This is a genomic window from Paraburkholderia diazotrophica, from assembly GCF_900108945.1.
GTDB classification, from domain to species: domain Bacteria; phylum Pseudomonadota; class Gammaproteobacteria; order Burkholderiales; family Burkholderiaceae; genus Paraburkholderia; species Paraburkholderia diazotrophica.
This window is the reverse complement of record NZ_FNYE01000006.1, coordinates 229,583-247,092: the sequence shown is the minus strand read 5'-3', so window position 1 is coordinate 247,092 and position 17,510 is coordinate 229,583. Positions and strand designations below refer to the sequence as shown.

Below are 17,510 nucleotides of genomic sequence, written 5' to 3'. Positions count from 1 at the left end.
CCTTCGCAGGCATCCGCGATGCGCCTCGCGGCGCGGGCGTTGCCGCTGTGCGGGGCGGCACTTACTTTCTTTGCAGCGGCAAAGAAAAGTAGGCAAAAGAAAGCCGCTCACACCGCTAGTGCTCTGTATTACCCACGGGCCCTCAACGTCCCCATCCTTCACACGGCAGCATATATGACCCATGTTCGTTGCCAACGCATAAGTTAAGCGCCTCACCTGCATCGTGCACCCGAATTTCGGCTTGCGACATCGAATGTCCCCGGCCCCTTTGCGGCAAACTGTGTGTAGGCATCCGCACCGCACAGGACACCCTCGCTACGCGATACCCGGCATAGTGCGGGCGTTGCCCTGTACAACACAGCAACCCACATTCACTACCGACATGCGGCGCTGGAACAGCGATACCCTTGGCCGTGCAACACGTGCATGAAGCGGGTGAGGCGCACAGGTAGCGCGTTGGCAACGAACATCAGCGAGCACACTGCCGCAAGAAACACGGGGACGTTGAGGGCCCGTGGGTAATCGTCAAGCATTGGCGGGGTGAGCCCGCTTTCTTTGCTTACTTTCTTTGCGGCGGCAAAGAAAGTAAGTGCCGCCCCGCACAGGGGCAACGCCTGCGCCGCGAGGCGCATCGCGGATGCCCGCAAAGGGCAAAAAAAAACCAAAAGCGTCGCATACACAAACCGCATTCGCGGATGCCTGCGCAAAGGCAAAAAAACCAAAAGCGTCGCAGACAAAACAAAACCTACTGCACCCTCCACCATCTCGGCAACAGCCGCCTGACATCCCCCCGCCGATACCTGTCATCGATCAGATGCACGACGCCCGCATCCTGCTCGGTGCGGATCACGCGTCCCGCCGCCTGCACGACCTTCTGCAAGCCGGGAAACAGATAAGCGTAGTCATAGCCATTGCCGAATTTCGCGTCGAACGTGCGGCGCATCTGCTCGTTAATATCGTTCATCTGCGGCAAGCCGAGCGTCGCGATGAACGCGCCGATCAGCTGATCGCCGACGAGATCCACGCCCTCCGAAAACGCGCCCCCCAGCACCGCAAAGCCGACGCCCGCCCCGCTCGCGCGAAAGCGCGCCAGAAACGCGTCGCGCGCCGCTTCGTCCATGCGCGGCTCCTGCGTCCAGATGGGCACCTGCGGATGACGCTCCCGCATCGAATCGGCGACGCGTTGAAGATAATCGAAGCTGCTCAGAAAGCCGAGATAGTTGCCGGGACGCTGCGCATACTGCTCCGCGATCAGATCGACGATCGGCACGAGCGAGCGCTCGCGGTCGCGCCAGCGCGTCGACACGTGATGCGCGACATGCACGTCCAGTTGCTCCGCCCTGAACGGCCCTTCGACGTCGAGCCAGCCGGTATCGTCGGGCAGACCGAGCATGTCGCGATAGAAATGCTGCGGACTGAGCGTGCCCGAGAACAGAACCGTCGCGCGCGCGGCCGCATAACGCGGCTTGAGGAACGGCGCAGGGATCACGTTGCGCACGCAAAGCGATGTCGACGTCTTCGCGCGCGCAGCCTCTTGATACGAATCGAGCATCACGTCGACAATCGAGTGATCGCCGAACGCCTCGACTAGCGACATGAAATGCAGCGCATCGAAATAGAAGCGCAGCACGGTTTCATCGATGGGTTGCGGCGCCTCGGCAAGCTGATCGCCGATCGACGCGATCAGATTCTGCACCGCCGATTGCAGCTTCGTCGGCAGGTCGGCCAGCACTTCATAAGCCGCGTTGCGCTCGCGGTTCAATGCATTCCACTCGCGATTCACGCGGTCGAATGGCTTCTTCAGCGCAGCGGGCGCCGCATGACGCGCGCCGCGAAACGCGCCCTGATCGAGCGTCGCGCTGTACATGCGGCGCGCGCGGTCGGGCAGATTGTGCGCCTCGTCGACCAGCACCGCGACGCGCCAGCCGTTCATCTGCGTGAGCGCATACAGCATCGCGCTGCTGTCGAAGTAGTAGTTGTAGTCGCCGATTACGACATCGCACCAGCGCGACAACTCCTGCGCGAGATAGTACGGACAGATGCCGTGCGCGAGCGCCGCTTCGCGCACGGCCGCGCGATCGAGCATGCGCGACAGCAAGGCTGTATCGCGTGCGGCAGGCAGCCGGTCGTAGAAGCCGCGCGCAAGCGGACACGATTCGCCGTCGCAGGATTTGTCGGGATGCTCGCACGCCTTGTCGCGCGCAACGAGTTCGAGCGTGCGCAGCGGCAGCGCCACTTCGCTTCGATGCAGCGATTCGATCGCAGCGAGCGCGAGCGCGCGGCCTGGCGTCTTCGCGGTCAGAAAGAACACACGGTCGAGATGATCCGCCCCGCACGCTTTGAGCAGCGGGAAGATCGTGCCGAGCGTCTTGCCGATGCCCGTCGGCGCTTGCGCCATCAGACAGCGCCCATCGCGCGCGGCGCGATAAACGGCCACCGACAGCTCGCGCTGCCCGCTGCGAAACTCGCGATACGGAAAGCGCAGCGCGTTCAGCGCCCCATTGCGCGCATCGCGATGCGCTGCCTCGCGCGCGGCCCACGCGACGAAACGTTCGCACTGGTCCGCGAAAAATGCGCGCAACGACGCGGCCGTGTGCCGCTCGGTCAGCACGGTTTCCTTCTGATCGGCAATGTCGAAGTAGACGAGCGCGACTGTGAGTTCATCGAGTTCGCGCGCCACGCACAGCAGATGTCCATACACGAGCGCCTGCGCCCAATGCAGCGCGCGATGATTCGCAGGCATCCGTCCGAGATCGCCCCGATGCGTCTTGATCTCTTCGAGCCGGTTGAGCGCGGGGTCGTAGCCGTCGGCGCGGCCGCGCACGGTGAGCGAACCATGCGATCCCGTCAACGTGATTTCGGTTTCGTAGCCGGGCGCGCGCCGCGCCGTCACGGTCTGATGCCCCGCGATGCCTTCGAGCGCCGAAGGCGCGGGCGTGAAGCGCAGATCGAGATCGCCGCGCCGCGCGGTGAATTCGCACAGCGTGCGCACGGCGACGATGTACGTCATGCCGCCTCCGTGTCGCCGATGTCGCTGACGTCGCTGATATCGCTGATGTCGTTCATGCCGCCGATATCCACGCTGGCGATCGCATTCGCGTCGTCGTTGCCGCCGACCCATCGCACATCGAGCACGCTCACGGGCATGCGATGCTGCACACAGTACTCGAGCCAGCGGATCTGGTTGTCCTGCAGACGATCGCCCGGCCCCTTCACTTCGATCAGTTCGTAGCGCCGCTCGCGCGGCCAGAAGCGGATCAGATCGGGCAAGCCCGAACGGTTCGCACGAACATCAGACAGCAGCCGCTCGAACCACCGCTTCAGATGCGCAGCGGGCAGGCAATCGAGCGCGAGCGTCAGCAACTCGTGCGTCAGCACGCCCCAGAACACGAATGGCGATTGCAACCCTGTTTTGCTTTCGAAGTGACGCTGTATCGTCGCGCGATATTCGCCGTTGTCGAGTTGCGCGAAGCACGCGTCGAACTGAGCGGCGCGGCGCGCGCGAAAGTCGGGCGCGTGCAGGTCGGCGGGACCGCGCTGGAACGGGTGGAAAAACGCGCCGGGCACGGCCGCAAACACGGGCTCCCAGCACAAGAGGCCGAACAGCGAATTGATCAGCGCGTTCTCGACGTAATGAACGGGCGCGTCGTCGGTCGACAGATGATCGCGTGCGATATATTCGACTGCGAGCGGATCGGCAGGACGCGGCAATTCGAGCATGCTGCGCGGTGCGGCGCGCGCTTTCACCGCCTTGTGCACAGCGAGTCCGAGCCGTCGTTGCAGACGCGGCACGATACGCGCAAGACGCTGCAACTCCTCCTCGCTTTCCGGTTTGTCGGCGGCTTGAAGGGCCAGTGCGAGCGCTTGTGCATCGCGGCCCGCGCGTTCGAGCACGCGCATGCGCCGGTGCCGCGCGCCCGGCCACGCGCAGCGCGCGTAGACGTGCAACGCCGCATCCCAGTCGTGCCGGCGTTCGGCATACTGCCCGATCGCGAACAGCAGTTTCGCGCGGCGCAGCGCAAGCCATGCGTTGTCTTGCGTATCGATTGCATTGATGGCTTCGAGCAGCGGCTCCAGTGCGTCGCCGCCCGTCAGCTCCAGCGCTTCGCGGCACGCGTGCAGCGCCAGATAGCAATCGACATCGGCCCTTTGCTGAAACGCGCGCGACGAATCGGCAAACGCGACGTGCTCGTACTGGAACACGCCCAGATCGGCGAGCACGAACTCGGACCAGTCCTGATGCAGATTGCCGAAGAACATCAGCCTGAAGCGCTCGCACAACGGCGCGACGAGCACGCGCAACGCGGCTTCATCCGACGCGGCATCCCATTCGCGATAACGCCGTCGCATCGCATCGGCCGCATGGTCCGCGTCCGCGCGCAATGCTTCGAGCCACTCGGCCTTGCGCGCGCTCTTGGGCGCGGGCGCGTCGGCGAATATGCGCTGAAGTTCGGGGCGCGTCGCGAGCGCGAACAGTTCGTCGAGCGACACGTGCGCATCCGCATCGATCCATCCGAGCGCGGCAAGCGGCGCAGCGGCCTGCACGGGGCAGCCGATCTCCGCGTACGCGAGGCGCCCCGTGCGAAACAGCGTGCCCTTGCGCATCAGCATGCGGACGAGCAGCGCGCGCGACGCTCGCGGCAAACGCGCCCTGTCGTTCAGAAACGTGTGCAGAAAAGCGCGCTCGCCGTCGTCGAGCAGGTCGTCGTAACGCCCGGCGATCCACGCGAGGGCGCGCTCGAAGTTCAGCAGGTAGTAGAAGGGAGACCCGGAATACGGATCGGGGGCGTCGGTCGGCACGAATGTCGGGGACAGAAGGGCTGAACAAGGACTGTATATCTATACAGCCATCATAGCAAAAGCGGCCGCCCGTCCCGGCGAAAGCAAGCCGATACACTCCGAATGACAACCTCGATGACGACGTGAACGAAGTCACGTGCCGCGCGCTTCCGCCTCCGCATACGTGACCTGCACGGCGGGCACGAACCACGCGAGGCACAGCCCGATCAACGCCGCCAGCGCCGCGACGGCAAGCCCGATATGGATCGACACGACGAGCGCTTCGCGCGCCATGTGCATCATCGGGTCGCCCGTATGCCCGGCCGCCACCAGCCGCTCGATCAGCGCCGACTGCTCCGCGCGATCGACCAGCACGTCGGGGCTCGCGAACGACTTGAGCCACTGCGCCGCCTGATACGAATCGAGCGAGCGGTTCACACCCTGCGTGTACAGATGCCCGAGCAGCGCGCCCGTGATCGCCGTGCCGAGCATCCCGCCGAAGATGCGTAGCGATTGCAGCAGCGCCGTCACGGCGCCGAGATGATCGCGCGCGACGATCTGTTGCGAGCAGATCGTCAGATTCGTCACGACGAGGCCGAGCCCGAGTCCGCTCAGCCCCATGCACGCCATCCATACGATATGCGGCTCGTTGCCCTTGAGCGCGACCAGCGCGAGACAGCCGATCACGCACAGCGCAAAGCCGATATACATGAGGCCGTTCGCGCGGCGGATGCGCGTGACGATGCGATTGTTGAGCACGCTGCCGACCGTCGTGCCGAGCAGCAAGGGCGTGATCAGCATGCCGGAGTCGTGCGGCGACATCGCATAGCCGCCCTGGAACAGCAGCGGCACATAGAACACCATCGAGAACAGCGCAAAGCCACCGAGTACGGCCATCGCGAACAGCGCCGCGAGCTTGCGGTCGAGCAGCACATCCACGGGCACGACGGGATAGCCCATGCGCTTTTCCCAGAAGTACAGCGTCAACCCGCAGACGGTCGTGATCGCGAAGAGCACGACCGTCGTGCCGCTGATGCCTTCCTTCGGCAGCAATTCAATCAGCAGTTGCAGCGCACCGAACGTCACGGCGAGGACGAATGCGCCGAGCCAGTCGAGCTGGATCGGCCCGCGTTCCTTCAGCCGGCGCAGCTTCGGCACGAACATCTGCACGAAAACCAGCGACATCACGCCGATAGGGACATTGACGAAGAACACGAGCCGCCAGCCCTGCATCTGCGTGAGCACGCCGCCCAGCGTCGGCCCGACGATGTTCGCGATGCCGAACGACGACGTGACGAACACGAGCCAGCGCAGCCGCAGCTTCGGGTCCGGAAACAGATCGGCAACCGTCGCGAACACGGTGCCGATCAGGATGCCGCCCCCGATGCCTTGCAGGCCGCGCGCGGCCACGAGAAACAGCATGTTGGTCGCGAGCCCGCACAGTATCGACGCGAGCGTGAACAACAGGATCGCCGCGAGCAGAAACGGCTTGCGCCCGTACAGATCGCCGAGCCGCCCGAAGATCGGGATCGTGATGACGGATGCGAGCATGTACGACGTCGCGACCCACGCGTAGAAATCGAAGCCCTTCAGGTCGGCGACGATGCGCGGCAGCGCCGTGCCCACAATCGTCTGATCCAGCGCGACCAGCATCGAAACGAATGCGATGCCGAGCATCGCGAGCAGCGATTCGCGAAACGGCAGCAATTGACGGTGAGGATCGTGAACGGCGATGGCGGACATCATGGCGTGCTCCACCCGGAAGGACGCGCCCGTTGCCGGCGTGCAAACAGGCGGTTTTCTTCATGCAGAGTGGTACGCGCGCCTGAAAATAGCAAGGCGATTGCTCGCGGCGTGTCCTTGTCGGCGTGCAGTGCTGTGTATGTCGACCGCTTTTAAGCTGGCTGCACACATCGATTTTTTCGCGCAGGGATTGCATTGGGCATTGGGATAACAGTCGCCGATCCTGCCTATACTTCCGTAGCCATTCCGAACATAGGTATGCGGCCAGCCGTCGCGTCATATGGAATCCTCCACCGATCCTGCCGATCACGAGCCGCCCGAGTCTCCCGCACGCCGCGGCGGTGGCTTGCGGCATGCCCTTGCCATGATCGGCAACTGGCTCGAGCGGATCGATCCCGGTACGCACCGGCGCATCAAGGGACTGCGCCTCGTGACGGCATACGGCCTCGCCGCCGCGCTCGGCTCGCTGCAGGATGTCACGCATGGACTGCCGCGCAACGTGTCCGTCGGGCTGCTCGCTGCTGGCTTCGCGTTGTGGGCCAGCGTGTCGGAGGCGCGCACGACGCGCCCCGAGTCGAGCCGCGACCTCGCATCGCTGTGCGCGGCCGCCGCGTTGGGCGCCGCGATGTACGTGTGTTTCGCGCAGCCGCTTCTCGGCCTCGGTCACGCCGGCCCCGAACTCACGCTCGTGACGGGCGCGTTCCTCGTCGGCTACCTGAAGCGCTTCGGCGTGCTCGGCGCGGGGCTGGGCTCGCAGATCTACATTGGACAGCTGATGGCGTACAGCACACACCTGGTGTTCGCCGATCTGCCCGCGATCGCGATTGCCGGACTGATCGCGATGCTTGCGTCGATCGTTCCGCGGCTCCTGAGCGGCCCCGCCGAACGTCCTGCTCTCGTCGCCGCGCTCGGCGTTGGTCCGCCGCCCGTGCCCGGGCGTCCGTCGCCCGAATTCGTGATGGGTCTGCAAGCCGCGAGCGGCGCGCTCGTCGTCGTTGCATTGAATGCGTGGTTCGGCATCGAGGAATCGGCGTGGGCGATCACAGCATGCACGTATGTCGTCGCGGGCTCAGCGACAGGCACCGTGCAGCGCGTGCGACGACGTATCATCGGCACGCTCGTCGGTGTGCCGCTCGGCATCGTCTGCCTGCCGGTCGCGGAGCACGCGCCGCTCGTCATCTGGGTCGCGGCCGCGCTGGCGATGATCGTCTACGCGATGTCGCTGCCCGAGCGCTACGACGTCGCATGCGGCGCGTTCGCATTTACGCTGATCGTCACGCTTGCGGCGAGCGGCGTACACTCGGTGCCGCTGCTCGCCGCGCGCGCATGGGAGACGCTGATCGGCGGCGTGCTCGGGCTGTGCGCGGCGATGTTCATTTTTCCGCTGCGTCAGCGTGAGGGGTGAGTCAGGCGCAAACGGCACGCGGCTGTGCTCTCCGCTTTTAATCAGAAGAACGGAATAATCACGCGTCCCGTTCGTTGCAGGACGCCCCCTTCCACTCACCCTCTTCAGCCTTGGAAATCACGCGCGAAATAAGTCTGCGCAGACCAGGAATAAACATCGCTCGCCCCTCGTTCAATGACCGTCACGTCCTGTGGACAAGACAGGAAAAGGAGTACGGCCATGAAGTCTCTAGTCGAGGTGTTCGGCATTACGGCGTGTGCAGCCACTCTGGCGACACTCGTGTCATGCGGCGGAAGTTCCAGCTCGAACAATCCCAGCCCGCCTGTGCAGTCGTCGTTCACCGCGACGTCACTCGTCTCGGATGGCGCTGTGCCCGCATCGCACACCGACCCGAACCTGAAGAACCCGTGGGGTGTCGCCTTCAATCCGAAAGGCTTCGCCTGGGTCGCGGACAACGGCACCAATGTCGCGACACTCTATGACGGCAACGGCGTGCCGCAATCGCTGGTGGTCACGATACCCAACGGCAAGAACGGCACGGCATCGCCGACGGGCATCGTGTTCAACGGCACGCAGAGCTTCAACGTAACGCAGAACGGCAAATCAGGGATCGCCGCGTTCATCTTCGCGGGCGAAGGCGGCACCATCACCGCGTGGGCGCCCGCCGTCGGACCGACCAACGCGTTCACCATGTACGACGACGGCACAGGCGGCGCCGTGTATAAAGGCCTCGCGCTCGCGGCGAACAACGGCGGCAACTTCCTCTATGCCACCGACTTCCACAACAACAAGATCGACGTCTTCGACACCAGCTTCGCGAAGGTCGCGATGCCCGGCGGCTTCCACGATCCGGCGATTCCCGCCGGCTTCGCACCGTTCGGCATTCAGGCGATCGGCACGAACCTGTTCGTCACTTACGCGATGCAAGACCCCGCAAAACACGACGACGTCAAAGGCGCGGGGCTCGGCATGGTCGATGTGTACGACACGGCAGGCAATCTCAAGCAGCACTTCGCGACGGGCGGCGCATTGAACGCGCCGTGGGGCATCGCGCAGGCGCCCGCCAATTTCGGCTCGCTGAGCGGCGCAATACTGATCGGCAACTTCGGCGACGGACTGATTCACGCGTTCAACGCATCGACGGGGCAATCGATGGGCTCGCTCAATGGCGCGACGGGCAGCCCGATCGTCCACGACGGCTTATGGGGCCTCGCATTCGGCAATGACCTCAGCAACCAGCCTTCGACTACGCTGTTCTTCGCAGCCGGACCGAATGACGAAGCGGATGGCGTCTACGGAAGAATCGATCTGAGTCCGACGTCGACTACAGGCTCAACCACAGGCACAACCACAGGCACAACCACGGGATCGGGCACAGGCACGAGCTCGACGGGAGGTTCGGGAACGGGCATGTAGCGCTTTTCATCGTGGATAAAAAAACGGCCGCTCTTCATGCAAGAGCGGCCGTTTTTCTGCTGGCTCGAGACGGCGTCAGACCTGGCGACGCAATTCCGCCGGCGGCACCTTCATCAGATGACGGTACTTCGCGACCGTGCGTCGCGCGACGAGCACGCCCTGGTCCGCGAGCATCTTCGCAAGCGCGACGTCCGACAGCGGATCGCGCGTATTTTCCGCAGCGATCATTTCCTTCAGCAGCGCGCGCACGGCCGCCGCCGAGCAGGTGCCTCCGCTCTCCGTGCCGAGTTCGCGCGGGAAGAAATGCTTGAACTCGAAGATGCCGCGCGGCGTCGCCATGTACTTGTTGCCCGTCGCGCGCGAGATCGTCGATTCGTGCAGGCCGAGTTCTTCCGCGACGTCGCGCAGCACCAGCGGCTTCAACGCGATCTCGCCGTACTGGAAGAACGGCCTCTGATGCGCGACGATGCATTCGGCGACGCGCTGAATCGTCTCGAAGCGCTGCTGCGCATTGCGTATCAGCCAGCGCGCTTCCTGCAACTGCTGCGCGAGCGGCGAGCGGCTCGCGCCCGCCGACTGCGCGAACAGTTCCGCGTACATCCGATGGATGCGCGCGCGCGGCAGCACGGCGGGATTCACGGTCACGACCCACTTGTTGCGGACGTTGCGCACGATCACATCGGGGACGATGTAGTTGTCGTCCGCGCGGCCATACGAATTGCCCGGCTTTGGATCGAGCTTGCGCACGAGTGCGCAGGCGATCCGCAGTTCTTCCGCATCGCAGCCGATCTGCTTCTGCAACTCCGCATGCTCGCGCCGCGCAAGCCGGTCGAGATGATGCTCGACGACCCGCTTCGCGACATCGCGAGCGGGCGTATCCGCGGGCATCGCGTCGAGTTGCAGCGACAGGCACTCCGACAGCGAGCGCGCCGCGAGCCCCGGACGATCGAGCGTCTGCACGAGACGCAACGCGACCAGCAGCTCTTCTTCCGTGAGCGGCGGGTCGAACTCCACGATGTCCGTCAGGTCGGCGAGATCCTGGCGCAGATAGCCGTCGTCGTCGAGCGCTTCGATCACGAGCCGCGCCACTTCGCGATCGCGATCGTCGAGCCGGTACAGACGCAGCGCGTCGTGCAACTGCTCGTGCAGCGTCGGCTGTGCGCGCGCCCATTCCGTCGGGTCCGCCGCTTCCGAGTCGCCGTTGTAGCGCGACGGTCCGCGGCCATATCCGTCTCCCGCAAACTCGCCGCCGCCGTCGTCAGACGAAACGGGCGTCTCCGCAGCCGGTTCCGCCGCCGAGGCTTCGAGCGCAGTGTCGCGTTCGGCAGCAGGCAACGTTTCGCCGTCGGCCGTCGCGCCATCGGGCGACTTATCCGCCTGGAGATCGTCGGGTACGTTCGGGTCGTATTCGAGGAAGGGATTCGTATCGAGTGCGTTGCGCAGTTCCTGCTGGAATTCCAGCGACGACAGTTGAAGCAGACGCACGGACTGCTGCAGACGCGGCGTGAGCGCAAACGATTGCTTTGCGCGTAGTTCAATTGAAGGCGGCATACAGACTTTCCTTTCCTATGTTCGAGTCTACGAGTCGGCAGTGTTTGGAAGCGGTTAAGCAACTGTCGTACCAAGTTTCACAACTCTCTGTTTTGACTCGCCTTTGTCCGTTCCGAATGCCGATCCAATAAGCACTTTGCGCGCCGAATTTACAAATGCTCTGAAATTCGAGCCCAATCATCGCGCATTGCCGACGAAGCGCCCGGCGGCTTGCCACAAGCGTTGCGGCTTCCTTCTCGCGAATTTGAAAGGCAGCTTGACAGCAAGCATGCGGCAGTGCGGCACATCGCTTGCTGAGCGGCTCTCAGGGACGCACCGCGTGCGTCGCGCGAGCAACGCACAGCGTTTGCGCTCCCGTGTCGGCGACGGACCAGACGGAACCCGCGGCGGCAGTGGTCTTTGGTCTGGTCATCGGCGGCGACGGCCGCAATCGATCGCACGGACAACAGGACCGCATCCCTGATCATCAACCGAGAAGGAGAAACCATGAAAACCATCCCGTTCCTCAAGGCCGCAGGCAGCATCGCATGCGTTGCGTTCGCACTGAACGCTACTGCGCAGACCGCGGCGTCCGCGCCGCCGGCAACGTCCGAAAGCGTCGGCCAGCACATCGACGACGGCACGGTGACGACCAAGGTCAAGGCGGAACTGCTCGGCGCGAAGAACGTGAAGTCCACGCACATTCACGTGAAGACCCGCCAGGGCATCGTGTGGCTCAGCGGCTCGGTGCCGTCCGCCGAGGACAAGACGGCCGCGCAGGACGTCGTGCAGAACGTGTCGGGCGTGAAGGGCGTGAAAAACCATCTGAAGATCTCGGCCGAATGAGTGCCGCCGGGCGCCGCCGGATGATCGTCACCTGAAACGCGACGCTCGCGAAACATGGCCGCCCATGTGCATGGGCGGCCATGTTTTTTCTCAGGTCTTCATTGCCGCGTACTGATCGCGCATCGCGCGAATGCGATCGTGATTTTGCAGCACGCCGTGATACAGCCGCTCGACGACGGCGCGCACATCGGCGGGCAGATCCTTCTCGAGCGCATCGTGAAACCGCTTCTTCGCGACGTCTTCGCCTTTCTCGCAATCGGCGAGGATCGCGTGGTCCGAGCGATTGCCGACAGCCGACTTCACATCGAGCCAGCCGCGATGCAGCGCACCCGCTACGCTGCCGCCGCTTTCGGGCTTGCCGCCCAGTTGCAGCACGAGGTCCTGCAACTCGCGCGCGCCGCGCGAGCAGCTTGCGGCGCTTTCGAGCAGCGCGTCGTTCACGCTCGCGTGTTGCGCTTCCTCCGCTGCTTTCATGAAGCCGAGTTCGCCGTCCTTCGACATTTCAATCAGGTCGTTCAGCACGGCAATGACATTGGTCGTCATGACTTCGCTCCCGTTCAGGTGACGCTTCAGCTAACGCATGAAACACGCTCACGCACGCAGTCGGCATGCCCGAGCGGTAGCGAGACGTGGCGGCGACGCGGTTCGTATCTGTGCGTTTCGATTGGCGTCTTTTCCAATGCGGCGAGTAAATGATGCCGACCTCATGCCCCGCGCACTGCCCGTTTTGTGCTGAAAGCCACACCACGCGAGGGTTCGCAATAGAGGCACGCATATTGCAGCATTGATCGCTGGCCCACTTTTACGCCTTTCGCAGACAGTGACCGCGAGGCGATTACACGATCTCAGATCACATAAAAGGGCCTGCATTCGACAAGGGAGAGCCTCACCATGAACATCAGGAGCGCGGAGCGTCTGCTCCTCGTCGCTATCGTCACGTCAGCCGTCGTCGCGCAGGTACGCGTCCATACGCTGTCATCCGCAAAAGCCAACGCATCCATGCAGACGCGAACGGCGCAACCGCGCCCCACTCGCGAAGTACCGAGATGCGACGAAGCGCGCGGCGTAATGCTGCGCGCAGCATGCGAGACGCGACGGGATCGACGTCCCGTCGACGGTTATGACCGTGAAATAGAACGCACACGTCATTCGCGGATGAACGACGGCTGGGTCTGATCGCTGGCTGCTTCGGGTTCAGCCGCGCGAACTGTGCAAACGACGCATACAGCCCACGCGGCACGCGCGCGTGCATGAGCCGCATCACTAGCGCGCCTTGCCGCTGCGACCCGGCTCCATGCCTTCGACACGGAACAGGCCGCTGTGCAGGATCACACTTTCGCCTGCGTTCTCATCGAGCGCCTCGGCGCAGACGGAGCGGATGCGCGCGCGCCCTCTTTCGTACGCGCCGATCAACGCGCCTTCGAGCGGCGAGTCCGCGCCGAAGTGATCTTCGAGCGCCTCGGCCGTGATCGCGCACACGACAGGCTCGCCATCGACGCACGCCGTAAAGCGCACGGCCAGGCTCGACCCATCGAATACGGGAGCATCATCGGTGAATGTGATGTGCATGTGAGAGTCCTCGTACGCCGCGCGCGGCATGAACACCTTGATCATCCCGTTCATGACGATGCCTTTCGCGCACCCGCGAGTTGCTGCGCCATCTGGAGATGGTGACGGATAACGGGGAGCGCGCGCGTCGCCGCGCTCTTCAGTTGTGCATCCATGCCGCTTTCGCTTTCCTTCCGGAACAGCTCGACTGCTTTCTGATGACCGCCCATCGCGACTTCGTCGATATACGCCTTGTCGAAGTCCGCGCCCTTGAGCGCCTGCAGCTTGCCGATCAGCGCCGAATCGGCGCCCGGCGGCTTGCCGAGACCCTTGCCCGCGGCAACCACATCGAGGCTGCGCGCGAGCCGCGTGTGATCGGCGATCATCTGTTGCGCGAATGTCTTCACCTGCGCATCGGACGAATTCTTCAGTGCGAGCTTGCTCGCGGCGATCTCCGTGGCGCCCGCTTGCGAAGCGTCCTGCACGAACTGCTGATCGCCCGGCGACAGCTTCGTCTGCGCGCTGACGACGCACGCCGCCGCGCCGAGCGCGACGATCGCGGGCAGTACGACGGCTCGAACGAGTGGGCGATGAATCATGCGTCTCTCCGCTTTAGCGCCTGCTCTGATCGCTTGCAGCATGGTCGCGCTGAAACTCACGCTGCCTTCTTCTTCGACAGCTGCGCAATCAGTGTCCTGTTGAACGCGGGAATATCGTCGGGCTTGCGGCTCGTGATGAAGTTGCCGTCCTCGACGACTTCCTTGTCGACCCACGTGCCGCCCGCGTTGCGAATATCGTCTTGCAGGCTCGGCCAGCTCGTGACCGTGCGCCCTTTCATCAAACCAGCGGAAACGGGCAGCCACGCGCCGTGGCAAATCACGGCGACGGGCTTCTTTGCCTGATCCACCGCTTTGACGAACGCCTGCGCCTGCGGCAGCAGACGGATCGCGTCGCTGTTCACGACGCCGCCCGGCAGCACCACCGCGTCATAGTCGTTCGGCGCGGCCTTGTCGAAAGTCGTATCGACATCGACGGAGTCACCCTTGTCCACGTGCCTGAAGCCCTGGATCTTCCCGCTTTTGGCAGAAATTACGTGTACTGTCGCTCCCGCTTCCGTGAGCGCACGGCGCGGCTCGATCAGCTCGGCCTGCTCGAAGCCGTCGACCGCGAGTACCGCAACCTTGCATCCCGTGAGTGCGTTAGCCATGTATTCGTCCTCCCTCACTATCCGAGTGCTGCATTGTTCGTCCTGCCGGCACGCGAACACGCGGCCGGGCGCTTATCGATCAGACGAGCAAGTTCGGTGCCCATGTGTTGTTGCAATAACGACACTGCGCGTCATGCACGTACGTGGCACCGCTATTGCGCGGGCTACGCCGTATCGCTGAACGAGCAGGATTCAACAACCCGATGAGAACGATGACCCGCCACACGGCCGAAGCCATTGCCGACGCGTTGCCTTCGCCGATGCCCGCTGGACTGCGGCACGCCGACGACACCCGGCCCGGCATCTCGCGCAAGAAAACGCGGGGTGGGTTCGCGTATCTGGATCTGGACGGCAAGCGCATCACGAATGAAGCGCAGCTCGCGCGCATTCGCGCGCTTGCGATTCCGCCCGCGTGGTGCGACGTGTGGATCTGTCCGGACGCGCGCGGCCATATTCAGGCCACAGGGCGCGATGCGCGCGGTCGCAAGCAGTACCGTTATCACGCGCAATGGCGCGAGACACGCGACGCCGACAAGTTCGGACGCATGGCCGCCTTCGCACGCGCGCTGCCGAAGATACGCGCAACTGTCGCGCGCGATCTTGCACGCGAAGCCATGCCGCGCGAGAAGATCATCGCGGCCGTCGTGGATCTGCTCGACACGACGTTGATTCGCGTCGGCAGCGTCGAATACGCGCGCGAAAACCAGTCCTATGGGCTCACGACGCTGCGCAAGAAGCACGTGAAGTTCCGCTCGAACGAAGTGCGCTTTCGTTTTGCGGGCAAGAGCGGCATCGAACACGACGTGACCGTCGACAATCCGCGCGTCAAGCGCATCGTGCGCGCATGCGCTGAACTGCCGGGCCACGATCTCTTCCAGTACATCGACGAGGACGGCACGCGCCGCACGGTCGAATCCGCCGATATCAACGAGTATCTGCGCAATGCGTGTCACGCGGACTTCACCGCGAAGGACTATCGCACATGGGCGGGCAGCGTCTTCGCGATGACCGCGCTGCGGCACCTCGTCTGCGAAAGTGCAGCGGAGGCACGCAGTCATGTCGTCGCAACAGTGAAGGAGGTGGCTGCGCTGTTGCGCAATACGCCCACTGTGTGCAGGCGTTGTTACATCCATCCCGAAGTGATCGCTGCTTTCGAAGCAGGTGAATTGCAAGAGTTGTCGCCGCCGCGCGCGAGGCGTCATATGAAAGTCGACGAGGCTGCATTTGCGGCGCTGCTTGCGCAATGCGAAAAACGTGACCGGCTTGCAAACCGCCGCGTGAGCAAAAACGGCGGCAACGTGAGGGGAGCCGCTTCGGCGGAAGTCGATCGGGCGAGACTCACAACGCTACTGAAAAAATCAAGCGCATTGCAAAATCAGGTCAACAAGCAGGTCAACAAGCGGACAAGCAAGCAGGCGAATGCGCGAAAGACGGCATGAGCGTTGACTCGTACGCGTTTGGTACCCCTTTGGTACCCTGTCTAGCCTCATCAGGTTGGCCGCACAAGCACAAGCACGCATACGCTCTGTGGGGAGCGCATGCGTGCCGAGGTCACTCCTCGTAGGCGGCCATCACGAGCCACATATCGCGCTCGCCGTCATGAATCTCCGCTGCCAGCGCGTACGGATCACTCGGTCCGCACGTATTGAGTAGCGTGCGTTGCGCGACTTCCGCATTGTCGAATACGCGATCGTCGAGCGGACGGACTTCGCGCTTGCCTTCGAACATGTGCTCGTTCATCCGGTACACGAGTGGCTGCGTTTTCCATGTATTGAAGCAGTCCTTCACGTGCTGAAAGTCGCCACCGCAGATGTTGCTTTGGTAGTGAATTTTCGAACGCATCACATCACCTCCATGGGGCGCGTGTCCGTTGCCGCGGTTGTGGATGCTCTGCCGCGCAAGCCGGATCGCGAGTGGGACGGGCGTTGATTTGCCCGTTGTCCGCAACGCGGATCGCCACGTACCCCCGTTGTGCCGCGCCCTTCAGGTCCTCGATGAAGAACGCGGCGTGATCCGATTCCCTCATTACCCCGGGACTGCCCGAGGTACCCCGTCACTGCGCGAAACGTCATTGGCTCGCGCCCGATGCCCCTGCTGCACCGCCGCCCATCGCGCCGCTTGCGCCCATCGCGCCTGCGGCCGGCGCCGCGCCGCTACTGCCTGGTGCTGCGCCCGTGTCGCTGCTGGTGTTGTCTGCCTTCTTGCAGGCCGCGCCTAGTGACATCGACACGACCGCTATCGCGAGCAACGCGTATTTCCATCCTGGCTGTGTCATGATTCCTCCCGCCTTTGCTAAAGGTCCGGCATATCGCGCCACATCGCACCCGCATCGCGAAGCAGTGGCGCGCACCGGACGGAATCAAGGGTCATTGTCCCTTCGTATCGCTGCTTGCGTCGGCGCCCGGCACGTTCGTGGTGTCGGTAGCCGGCTTCTTGTGCGATTTCGACGTCTTATGATGCATCTTTTTCGACGTATGTGTGCCCGACGATGCCATGCCCGCCCCCGTCTCATCGGACGAACTCATCCCGGCGCCATTGCCGCCACCGCCCGCCGAACCGCCGCCGTTACCGCCGCCCGTCTGTGCAAAAGCGCCTCCCGACAGTGCGAGCATTGCCGCTACGATCCATGCTTTACGGTTCTTCATCTGTTAGCTCCTTGAAAAACGTGGTCAATGAGTGCGGTTGACTGCCGCCAAAAAACCTGGTGCCGTCACTCGTCGGTTCAGCAAACGGTGTGCCCCTGCGAAGTCTCGCGCGCCCGGCCGGATGGGGCCTGGCACGGTTTCTCCGGGCACTCGCACGTGATAAAAAACCGGGCCGCGCGCATACGCTCTTTGATATTTACAAAGCGGACGTAAATCTTTCGTGGAATAAATGGCGCAATATGAGCGCTGTGCCGCCAGGGGCCGCGATGCATGCAATGCGCGCCACGCTTGCGTGGCTTTCGTGTCGGCGTGCTTGTCGGCTTGCTTATCGGTCTGCTCGCCGGCTTGCGTGTCCATTCGATTACCGATTTCCCATCCACCGCATCTGATC

The 17,510-nt window shown here is 63.6% G+C and carries 16 protein-coding genes; 4 read left to right on the top strand and 12 right to left on the bottom strand.

The features are described 5' to 3' along the window. Nucleotides 1-374: 374 nt before the first annotated feature. From BMW76_RS41640 to BMW76_RS11015, 4 genes are all read right to left on the bottom strand, one after another. Nucleotides 375-764: a hypothetical protein gene (locus BMW76_RS41640; protein ID WP_218162530.1), complete on the bottom strand. Its 390-nt coding sequence runs from the start codon at nt 762-764 to the stop codon at nt 375-377. Further along, a complete protein-coding gene (locus tag BMW76_RS11025) occupies nt 746-3,010 on the bottom strand; it encodes an ATP-dependent DNA helicase (RefSeq protein ID WP_090865159.1) in 2,265 nt (754 codons plus the stop codon). The genes BMW76_RS41640 and BMW76_RS11025 overlap by 19 nt, the downstream gene beginning before the upstream one ends. Next, a complete protein-coding gene (locus BMW76_RS11020) occupies nt 3,007-4,800 on the bottom strand; it encodes a VRR-NUC domain-containing protein (protein ID WP_090865158.1) in 1,794 nt (597 codons plus the stop codon). The genes BMW76_RS11025 and BMW76_RS11020 overlap by 4 nt, the downstream gene beginning before the upstream one ends. Before the next feature lie 132 nt (nt 4,801-4,932). Beyond that, on the bottom strand, nt 4,933-6,525 hold the full coding sequence (locus tag BMW76_RS11015) for an MFS transporter (RefSeq protein ID WP_090865157.1): 1,593 nt from the start codon (nt 6,523-6,525) through the stop codon (nt 4,933-4,935). Nucleotides 6,526-6,802: 277 nt separating this feature from the next. Between BMW76_RS11015 and BMW76_RS11010 the strand changes: the two genes are divergently transcribed. Further along, nucleotides 6,803-7,927 (top strand): FUSC family protein, encoded by a 1,125-nt coding sequence (locus BMW76_RS11010; RefSeq protein ID WP_090865156.1) that lies wholly within the window; start codon nt 6,803-6,805, stop codon nt 7,925-7,927. Nucleotides 7,928-8,146: 219 nt separating this feature from the next. Continuing rightward, nucleotides 8,147-9,343 (top strand): TIGR03118 family protein, encoded by a 1,197-nt coding sequence (locus BMW76_RS11005; RefSeq protein WP_090865155.1) that lies wholly within the window; start codon nt 8,147-8,149, stop codon nt 9,341-9,343. A 75-nt stretch (nt 9,344-9,418) separates the two neighbouring features. On the opposite strand, the gene BMW76_RS11000 is transcribed toward BMW76_RS11005, so the two are convergent. Further along, the gene (locus tag BMW76_RS11000; protein ID WP_090865154.1) at nt 9,419-10,894 is read right to left on the bottom strand and encodes an RNA polymerase factor sigma-54; all 1,476 of its coding nucleotides are present in this window, start codon (nt 10,892-10,894) and stop codon (nt 9,419-9,421) included. A gap of 486 nt (nt 10,895-11,380) precedes the next feature. Here BMW76_RS11000 and BMW76_RS10995 point away from each other — a divergent pair, with 486 nt between their 5' ends. Beyond that, complete coding sequence (locus BMW76_RS10995) at nt 11,381-11,719, top strand: BON domain-containing protein (protein ID WP_090865153.1); 339 nt, start codon at nt 11,381-11,383, stop codon at nt 11,717-11,719. A 90-nt stretch (nt 11,720-11,809) separates the two neighbouring features. Here BMW76_RS10995 and BMW76_RS10990 read toward each other — a convergent pair whose 3' ends face one another. The 4 genes from BMW76_RS10990 to BMW76_RS10970 form a co-directional block, all read right to left on the bottom strand. Continuing rightward, complete coding sequence (locus BMW76_RS10990; RefSeq protein ID WP_090865152.1) at nt 11,810-12,262, bottom strand: PA2169 family four-helix-bundle protein; 453 nt, start codon at nt 12,260-12,262, stop codon at nt 11,810-11,812. Between the two features lie 720 nt (nt 12,263-12,982). Beyond that, entirely contained in the window at nt 12,983-13,342 is a 360-nt protein-coding gene (locus BMW76_RS10980) for a DUF1488 family protein (protein ID WP_407668935.1), read from the bottom strand. Beyond that, entirely contained in the window at nt 13,339-13,866 is a 528-nt protein-coding gene (locus BMW76_RS10975; protein WP_090865150.1) for a DUF4142 domain-containing protein, read from the bottom strand. Before BMW76_RS10975 ends, BMW76_RS10980 begins: the two co-directional genes overlap by 4 nt. 56 nt (nt 13,867-13,922) lie before the next feature. Then, nucleotides 13,923-14,474: a type 1 glutamine amidotransferase domain-containing protein gene (locus BMW76_RS10970; protein WP_090865149.1), complete on the bottom strand. Its 552-nt coding sequence runs from the start codon at nt 14,472-14,474 to the stop codon at nt 13,923-13,925. A gap of 203 nt (nt 14,475-14,677) precedes the next feature. Between BMW76_RS10970 and BMW76_RS10965 the strand changes: the two genes are divergently transcribed. Beyond that, on the top strand, nt 14,678-15,913 hold the full coding sequence (locus BMW76_RS10965; protein ID WP_090865148.1) for a DNA topoisomerase IB: 1,236 nt from the start codon (nt 14,678-14,680) through the stop codon (nt 15,911-15,913). Nucleotides 15,914-16,025: 112 nt separating this feature from the next. On the opposite strand, the gene BMW76_RS10960 is transcribed toward BMW76_RS10965, so the two are convergent. The 3 genes from BMW76_RS10960 to BMW76_RS10950 form a co-directional block, all read right to left on the bottom strand. Beyond that, nucleotides 16,026-16,316 carry a hypothetical protein gene (locus BMW76_RS10960; RefSeq protein ID WP_090865147.1) on the bottom strand — a complete coding sequence of 97 codons (291 nt, stop codon included), beginning with the start codon at nt 16,314-16,316 and terminating at the stop codon, nt 16,026-16,028. Between the two features lie 226 nt (nt 16,317-16,542). Then, a complete protein-coding gene (locus BMW76_RS41080; protein WP_177200354.1) occupies nt 16,543-16,749 on the bottom strand; it encodes a hypothetical protein in 207 nt (68 codons plus the stop codon). Between the two features lie 91 nt (nt 16,750-16,840). Beyond that, entirely contained in the window at nt 16,841-17,119 is a 279-nt protein-coding gene (locus BMW76_RS10950) for a hypothetical protein (protein WP_090865145.1), read from the bottom strand. Between the last annotated feature and the right edge of the window lie 391 nt (nt 17,120-17,510).